Annotated in this window: 7 protein-coding genes; 2 read left to right on the forward strand and 5 right to left on the reverse strand. The window is 69.2% G+C overall.

The annotated features are described in order from the left end of the window. The 3 genes from ACE3SS_RS14175 to ACE3SS_RS14185 all read right to left on the reverse strand — a co-directional run. On the reverse strand, positions 1 to 2,181 hold a 2,181-nt coding region (locus ACE3SS_RS14175), incomplete at its 3' end, for an exo-beta-N-acetylmuramidase NamZ domain-containing protein (RefSeq protein ID WP_374595035.1). A 4-nt stretch (positions 2,182 to 2,185) separates the two neighbouring features. Then, on the reverse strand, positions 2,186 to 3,616 hold the full coding sequence (locus tag ACE3SS_RS14180; RefSeq protein ID WP_374595037.1) for a putative glycoside hydrolase: 1,431 nt from the start codon (positions 3,614 to 3,616) through the stop codon (positions 2,186 to 2,188). 16 nt (positions 3,617 to 3,632) lie between these two features. Then, positions 3,633 to 4,523 (reverse strand): polysaccharide deacetylase family protein, encoded by an 891-nt coding sequence (locus ACE3SS_RS14185; protein WP_374595039.1) that lies wholly within the window; start codon positions 4,521 to 4,523, stop codon positions 3,633 to 3,635. A gap of 133 nt (positions 4,524 to 4,656) precedes the next feature. Between ACE3SS_RS14185 and ACE3SS_RS14190 the strand changes: the two genes are divergently transcribed. Further along, entirely contained in the window at positions 4,657 to 5,244 is a 588-nt protein-coding gene (locus tag ACE3SS_RS14190; protein WP_374595041.1) for an NnrU family protein, read from the forward strand. Positions 5,245 to 5,248: 4 nt separating this feature from the next. Here ACE3SS_RS14190 and ACE3SS_RS14195 read toward each other — a convergent pair whose 3' ends face one another. Continuing rightward, positions 5,249 to 5,458 carry a hypothetical protein gene (locus ACE3SS_RS14195; RefSeq protein ID WP_374595043.1) on the reverse strand — a complete coding sequence of 70 codons (210 nt, stop codon included), beginning with the start codon at positions 5,456 to 5,458 and terminating at the stop codon, positions 5,249 to 5,251. 206 nt (positions 5,459 to 5,664) lie between these two features. After that, on the reverse strand, positions 5,665 to 6,882 hold the full coding sequence (locus ACE3SS_RS14200; protein ID WP_374595045.1) for a diguanylate cyclase: 1,218 nt from the start codon (positions 6,880 to 6,882) through the stop codon (positions 5,665 to 5,667). Between the two features lie 193 nt (positions 6,883 to 7,075). On the opposite strand from ACE3SS_RS14200, the gene ACE3SS_RS14205 reads away from it, so the two are divergent. After that, a partial coding sequence (locus ACE3SS_RS14205) for a PAS domain-containing protein (RefSeq protein WP_374595047.1) occupies positions 7,076 to 7,469 on the forward strand: 394 nt, incomplete at its 3' end.

The raw sequence follows: 7,469 nt of genomic DNA on the forward strand, positions 1-7,469 counted from the left end.
CTCGGTGGGCGTGAAGCTCACCGGCGCCACGCTCACGCCGGGCAGCTTGCGCGCGCGCAACTCGCGGGCCAGCACGGCGCCGTCCACCCACGGCGCCCCGATCCACTCGAACGGATGCTCGGTGCCACGCCCCACGCTGACGTTGGCGCCTTCCACCAGCGCAACGCCCGGGTAAAGCGCCGTCTGCGCGAGGGTGCGCAGGTTGGGGCTGGGCGGCACCCAGTCGAGATGGGTCTGGTCGTACCACGCGTTGCGGCGGTAGCCCTGCATGGCCACCACGCGCAGGTCGGCGCCGATCTGTTGCTCGGCATTGATCAGCCGCGCCAGCTCGCCGAGCGTCAGGCCGTGTTGCACGGGCAGGGGGTGGCAGCCGGTGAACGACAGGCGGTCGGCGTCGAGCATCGGGCCTTCGATGCGATCCGCGCCGATCGGGTTGGGCCGGTCGAGCACGATGAACGGGATGTGCGCCTGCGCCGCCGCCTGCATGGCGTAGTTCATGGTGCACATGTAGGTGTAGAAGCGCACGCCCGCGTCCTGCATGTCGAACACCAGCGCGTCGAGCCCCTTGAGCATCTCGGGCGTGGGCCGGCGCGTGGCGCCATAGAGGCTCACCAGCGGCAGACCCGAGACGGGCTCGACGCCCGAGGGGATCTTGCCCTCGGTGTTGCTGTAGAGACCATGCTCGGGCGTGAACACCGTTTGCAGCTGCACGCCGGGAGCCCAGCGCAGCACGTCGATATTGCGCTGGCCGTGGGCGTCGAGCCCCGTGAGGTTGGTGAGCAGGCCGATGCGCTGGCCGGCGAGCGAAGCAAAGCGCTCTGCTTCGAGCACGTCGAGCCCGGTCTGGACCACGGGGTGCTGTGCATCGCCTTGCTTGACGTCGGTGCGCGTGCTCGGGTCGGCGTCGAGATAAGGCGCGAAAGCGGGGTTGACGTCGGCCAGCGCGCTGCGCGAGAGGGGCGCGTGGGTCGAAGCCACGAGTTCGAGCACCTCGCGGCGCAGCGGGCGCGCGTCACCGCCACCACTGGGGTGCACGCGGTTGCTGAGCACGATGACGAAGCGGCGCGTGGTGAAGTCGATCCACAGGCCGGTGCCGGTGTAGCCGGTGTGGCCGATCAGGCCCAGCGGCGGCAGCTCGTGGCGCTGCGCCACCAGCGGGGCGTCGAGCGCCCAGCCCAGGCCGCGCCAGGGCAGTTGCTGGGGCGGGCTCTGCGGCGTGGCGAGCGCGGCGATGGTGTCGGCTTGCAAGATGCGCTGGCCGCCCGGGCCCACGCCGCCGTTCAGCAGCATCTGCGCAAAGCGCGCCAGGTCGGCCGCCGTGCCAAACAGGCCCGCGTGCCCGGCCACGCCGTCCATGCGCTCGGCCGTGGGGTCGTGCACCTCGCCGCGCCGCACGCGGCCACCCGGGCCCCAGGCGGTGGGCGCGATGCGCGCGCGCAGCGCCTTGCCGGGCAAGAAGCCGGTGTCCGCCATGCCCAGCGGCGCGAAGATGTGCTCGCGGGTGTAGTCGGGCAGGCTTTGCCTGGACACGCGCTGCACCAGCTCGCCGAGCACGGCGAAGTTGATGTCGCTGTAGAGCACGTGCGCGCCGGGCTGGTCGATGGGCTTTTCGTCGATGAAGCGCGTGAGCGCCGCGCGGCGGCCGCTCCAGGGCTTGGCCAAGTCGACATCGGCCCGCAAGCCAGAGGTATGCGCCAGCAACTGGCGGATCGTGATGGCGCCCTTGCCGTGTGCGCCGAACTCGGGCCAGTAGCGGGCGGCGGGTGCGTCGAGCTCGATCTTGCGTTGCTCCACCAACTGCAGCACGGCCGTGGTGGTGGCGATGACCTTGGTGACCGACGCGAGGTCGAACACGGTGTCGAGCGTCATCGCCTCGTGGGCCGGCACGCGTGAGCGTTCGCCGTAAGCACGTTGATAACGCACGCCATCGGCATCGCCCAGCAGCACGACCGCGCCGGGCAGTTGCGTGGCGGCGATCTGCGCCTGCACGAGAGCGTCGAGCGGCGCCCAGCTCAGGGGCGGGGAGGCAGGCAATGCGGCAAGAGGCGCCGATGCTGTCGCCTCGATGGTCGAGGCCGCGCTGGCCGAGGGTGAGCTGACGAGCGGGGCCGTGCGCGCCGCGAAGGTCCAGCCCAGGGCCGCGGCCAGGCCACAGACCAGCGCCGCGCGGCGTGCGCTCATGGGCTTACTTCGAGGCGGCGCTGGCCGGGGCCGATGCGGCAGCAGCAGGCGCCGCCTTGCCCGGCGTCAGTCCCGCGTCCGAATACGAGTTGCGCGGGTTCCAGAGCATCCAGCCCGAGGCACCCGAGTCGTCGCTGGCGCGGATCTGGTCGCGGATCTCGGCCTCGCCGAACACGCGGCGGTCAAAGGCGTAGTCCTTGAACGATTGCAGCCAGGGGCGGAAGCGCAGCGGGCTCACGCCGATGCGCTCGCGGCATTTGTCGATCGTGCGGCGCACGATGGTGTACGAATCGGCCACCGGGTTGCGCGTGCCCGGAATGCCCCAGGTGAAGCCAGAGGGGTAGAGCATGGGTGCCATGTAATCGACCACCTGATGCACCTCTTCGAGTTGCTGGCCGATGCCGGTGTCGTTGGTGTTCCAGCACACGTAGCCGAAGATGTCGGCCGACATGAAGACGTTGTAGGGCTCCAGGCGCTTGTGCATGGCCTTGAGGTAGCCGGTGATCGCGGCGACGCGGTTGGCCTCGGTGCTTTCCTTGGCCAGCACGAGGCTGGTGTTGGCGTCGGGGAAGCGCACGTAGTCGAACTGCACTTCGTCGAAGCCCATCTGGGCGGCCTGTTCGGCCAGCGCGCCGTTGTAGTCCCACATCTCGGTGCGGTTGGCATCGACCCAGCGCAGGTGCTCGCGGTCGGCGAACAGCTCGCCCGACTGGCGGCGGATGCCGGCCTCGGGGTGGGCCTCGACGTAGCGGTCGTCCTTGAAGCTGACGATGCGCGCGATCAGGTACAGGTTGCGCTGCTTGAGCTCGGCGATCAGCGCGGGCATGTCGCGCACCGTGATCACCTTCTGGTCGCCCAGGCCGAACTTGGCGGGGATGTCGCTCTTGAAGGGCAGCATGCCGCGGTCGCCCTTGAAGTCGATGACGAGCGCGTTGAGGTGGTTGCGCTCGATCACGCCCAGCGCCGCGTTGCGCAGCTTGACGCTGCCGATGCCGTAGGTCGAGAGGTAAAGCGCCTTCACCTGCAGCGGGGCGAGCGGCACGGTCAACGGCGCGCCCGCGCGGATCTGGTCGGCGCCGGGCAGGGCGACGTCGCTGCGGCGGTAGCCGGCGGCGCGCGCCATCACCTTGGGGCCACCGGCCTCGATGGTGAAGCGGCCTTGCGCGTCGGAGCGCACCACGCCGCGCTCGGTGGTGACGATGGCATCGGCGATCGGCGCGTGCGTCACGGCGTCGGTCACCACCCCCTGCACGGGGCCTTGGTAAGCAACGGCCGGCGCCCGTTGCGCCGAGCCGGCCGGCGCGCCGCCGCCACCACCGTGAGCCGAGCTGGTCGCGCGGGTTTGCGCATCGACCTGCCACGCAATCGCCACCGCGCCGGCGATCGCCGCCAGCGCGCCCAATTTGATCCATGGCTTGTTGCCCAAGAGTCCCATCGTCATCCCTCGTTTGTCAGGCTGCGCCGCCGCTGTGGCTGGCGCCGTGATTCAGTTTGAGCAGCCGCTCCATGGCGGCCTCGTCAACGCTGTCGATCATCAGATAGCGCGGCAGGCCCAGCAGCGGCTGGCCGCGCGTGGCGGGCTTGGCGTCGAGCGTGAACGCGGCCTCGTAGCCCGCCGCCTGGGCCAAGTCCATCAATTCGGGGTCGTAGATGCCGAAGGGCCAGGCCAGATGGGGCCAGACCTTGCCGAGCTTTTTTTCGAGCACGGTCTTCGACTTGACGAGCTGGGTGTTGACGAATTTGACGAAGTCTTCCGGCTTCTGCTTCTTGCGCTCTTGCTTGAAGTTGGGGTGCCAGTAGGTGTGGCCCGCCACCTCGACGAGCGGGCTGGCGTGCAGTTGCCGCAGCTGGTCCCACGTCATCGCGTACGACGCGTTCGAGATCGCCGAGGGGTAGATGAACAGCGTGACCGGCACCTTGGCGCGCTCGATCACCGGGCGCATCTCGGTGAACTGGGTGATGTGGCCGTCGTCCACCGTGATCACCACGGCCTTGGGCGGCAGATCCTTGCGGCGGCCGGTGAGGTAATCGACCAGCGTGCTCAGCGGGATCACGTTGCAGCCCAGCTCGCGCATCACGCGCAGGTGGCCCTCGAAGCGGGCGGTGCGAACCGTCATGCTGTCGGCCACGGCGGGGCCGAAGCGGTGGTAGCACAGCACGGTGGCGCCGGCGCTCGTCGCGCTCGCTGCGGGCGTTGGTGCGGCCGTTGGTGCGGCCGCCAGCGCGGGCCCGGCGCCGAGCCAGCAGGCGCCGCTGGCGAGGGTCGTCAGCAGGCGGCGGCGGGTGCCGTCGAACTCAAAGGGGTCGGCCGACTCGGCGGCGTGGTGGGGCAAGTGATCCATCAGGCAAACATACACGCGCCGCGTGGCGCCCATAGCCCCCAAGTGCAGCCAAAATCGCGCGCAGATTGAAGTTTCGGCGCCGCTACAACACCGGCGCGGCTCGCTGACCCCACCCACCTTGGAGGCTCTCGCCATGACGATTCCTGCCCTGCCCGCGTTGCTGCTCGGCCTGCTGCTGTTCTTGGGCGCGCATTCGGCGTCCATCGTGGCGCCGGCCTGGCGCGACGCCCGCGCCGCGCAACTGGGCGAACCGACCTGGAAGGGCGTGTATTCGCTGATCTCGCTGACCGGATTCGCGCTGCTGGTGTGGGGGTGGGCGGGCCTGCGAGCGCAACCCGTCGTGCTGTGGACGCCGCCGCATGGTCTGCATCACCTGACGCTGTTGCTGATGCTGCCGGTGTTTCCGCTGCTGCTGGCCGCCCATCTGCCGGGGCGGGTGCAGCGCGCCGCCAAGCACCCGATGCTGGCGGCCACCAAGCTGTGGGCGCTGGCGCACTTGCTGGCCAACGGCACGCTGGGCGACGTGCTGTTGTTCGGCGGCTTCTTGGCGTGGGCGGTGGCGGACCGGATCTCGGTTCAGCGGCGTGCGCCGCGCGCCATCCCGAGCGCCCCGGCCGGCGCGCTCAACGACGCCATCGCCGTGGTCGGCGGGCTGGCCTTGTATGTCTTCTTCTTGTTCAAGGGGCACGCCTGGCTGATCGGCGTGTCGCCCCTGGTGTGAGCGATCAGCGCGGGGCGAGGTCTTTGCAAGACGGCTTGCAGACCATCTCGCTGCGGCCCAGCACGCGCATGGATTGCAGCTGATCGGCGGTGCGGTGCCGACCGCACTTGAAGCACGAGCGGCTCATGCCGGTACCCGTGAATGGCGAACCCGAGACTTTGGAGCGATAACGCAAACCGTTGTCTTCGATTTTGGTGACCGTGTCTTTGCTCATGGGGGGGGTCTGGAAACTGCCGATGCGCGCAGCGAAGGTGAACACTCCGCCGTCCCTTTGCCGGGTCTTGCAACCCAACCCTGACACTACACACCCAAGGTGGGTAGCGTGTCAATCGTCAAATTATGGGTGTCCGGGGCGCTTCACCTATACGGTGTATTCATGGATAGGCGGAAACCCTCGAATTTGCCACCTTGCGGCCCGCCTCAGTCCGGGCAACTGACCGCGGGCTGACGATCCGGTTCGGCGCGGGCGTCGTCGAGCGCGGGCGCGTCGGGGAGCGTGCCCGCCTCGACGTCGGACGCGCACAGCAAGGTGCGGTCCCGCCCCGCCTGCTTGGCGCGGTACAGCGCCCGGTCGGCGCGCTCGATGCACTCGTCGAGGCTTTCGCCGATGTGGAACGAGGCCAGCCCGGCCGAGAAGGTGACGCGCAGCTCGGGGCGGCGCGTCAGCACTTCGGAGCGCGCCAGCCGCTCGCGCAGCCGCTCCATGCCGCGCAGGGCCTGCTCGGGGGAGGTGTCGGTCAGCAGCACCAGAAACTCTTCGCCGCCCCAGCGCGCCAGCACGTCGGTCTGGCGCAGCACGTCGAGCGCCGCTTGCGAGAAGCGGCACAGCACTTCGTCGCCCCCCGCGTGGCCGTAGGTGTCGTTGACGCGCTTGATGAAGTAGTCGAGATCGATGATCGCCAGGCAGAAGCGGTGATGGCCCGAGCGTTCGAGCCGCTTCTGATGCTGGTCGATGATCTCGTTCATGTGGCGCCGGTTGTAGAGCTTGGTCAGCTCGTCGCGCGTGGCCAGTTCCTGAATGCGTTCGACGGCCTGACTCAACTCGTTGCGCTGCGCCCGCACCTTGTTGCGCATGGCGCTGAGCTGCGCCGCGAGCTTGGACACGGTCGGCATGACGGTGAGCGCGAGCACGAGGTGCGCGGCCTCCAGCTTGATCGGGTACTGCTGTGGGTCCGTCCACATCTTGACGACGCTGGTCGCGCCCATCAGCACGACGGTGTAGACGCTGGCAATGCGCGCGCTGCGCGCGTCGAGCGTGAAGGTGCCGAACATCAGCACCAGCGTCATCAGCATCATGGTGGAGCCATGCACCGGACCGGAGATGGCGTAGGCCCCCATGATCCAGGTGAGCGCCGACAGGATCTGCGGCAGCGCCAGGGCCGGCTCGTCCAAGCGCTGGCTCCAGCCGGTGCGCAACAGCACGTAGAAGGTCAGCACATTGAGCAGGATCGCGCCCGACAGCACCACCGCCTGCCGCACCTGCATGTAGCCGGCCCAGCAGGCGTACACCATCAGGCCCACACACACCACGTAAACCAGGGCCGCCGTGAGCGAATGCTCGACCCGCACCCGCTGCTTGGGGTCGGTGCCAAGCAGCCAGGCGCTCCAGAGGCTGTATTCGCGGGGCGGAGTGGACATGATCCCCGCGTTTTCGGCCGCACGCAGGTCCTGCTTGAGGCTTGTCACCCCGGCTCGTGAAGGAAGTCGCGCAAAGGCCGGACACGGCTGCCGGCACCCGCGTCTACCCGGGTTCGGCGTCACTACATTGCTGACAGACTGTGCCGATATGACTCGCATTCATCTCGAATAACTCCGTCTGCCCGCCGCACTCATGCCCGGATCCATTGCGCATCGCGACCCCGACTCCCGCCCGATCGAGCCGCCGGGCACGGCTCTCGGCCGCACCCCGCGCCACCCAGACGAAGACCATCTCGCGCTGTTCGAGCAGCAGACGACCCTGGTGATCGTGGAATGCGACACGCTCGGCCAGGTGGTGCGCTGGAACCCCGCCGCGCAGCAGGTGTTCGGCTACACCGAGCAGCAGGTTCTGGGGCGGCCCCTGCACGCGCTGGTGGTGCCCGACGAGCACCAGGCCGTCTTCCAGGCACTCTGGAGCGAGGCGCTGACCGGCCGCTGCGCCGAGCAGGCCGTGCGCAACGTGCGCGCCGACGGCCGCCCGTTGCACGTCTACTGGACGCTCACCCCGCTGCACGACGCACGGCGCG

The organism is Aquabacterium sp., assembly GCF_041915145.1.
Classification (GTDB): Bacteria; Pseudomonadota; Gammaproteobacteria; order Burkholderiales; family Burkholderiaceae_C; genus Aquabacterium.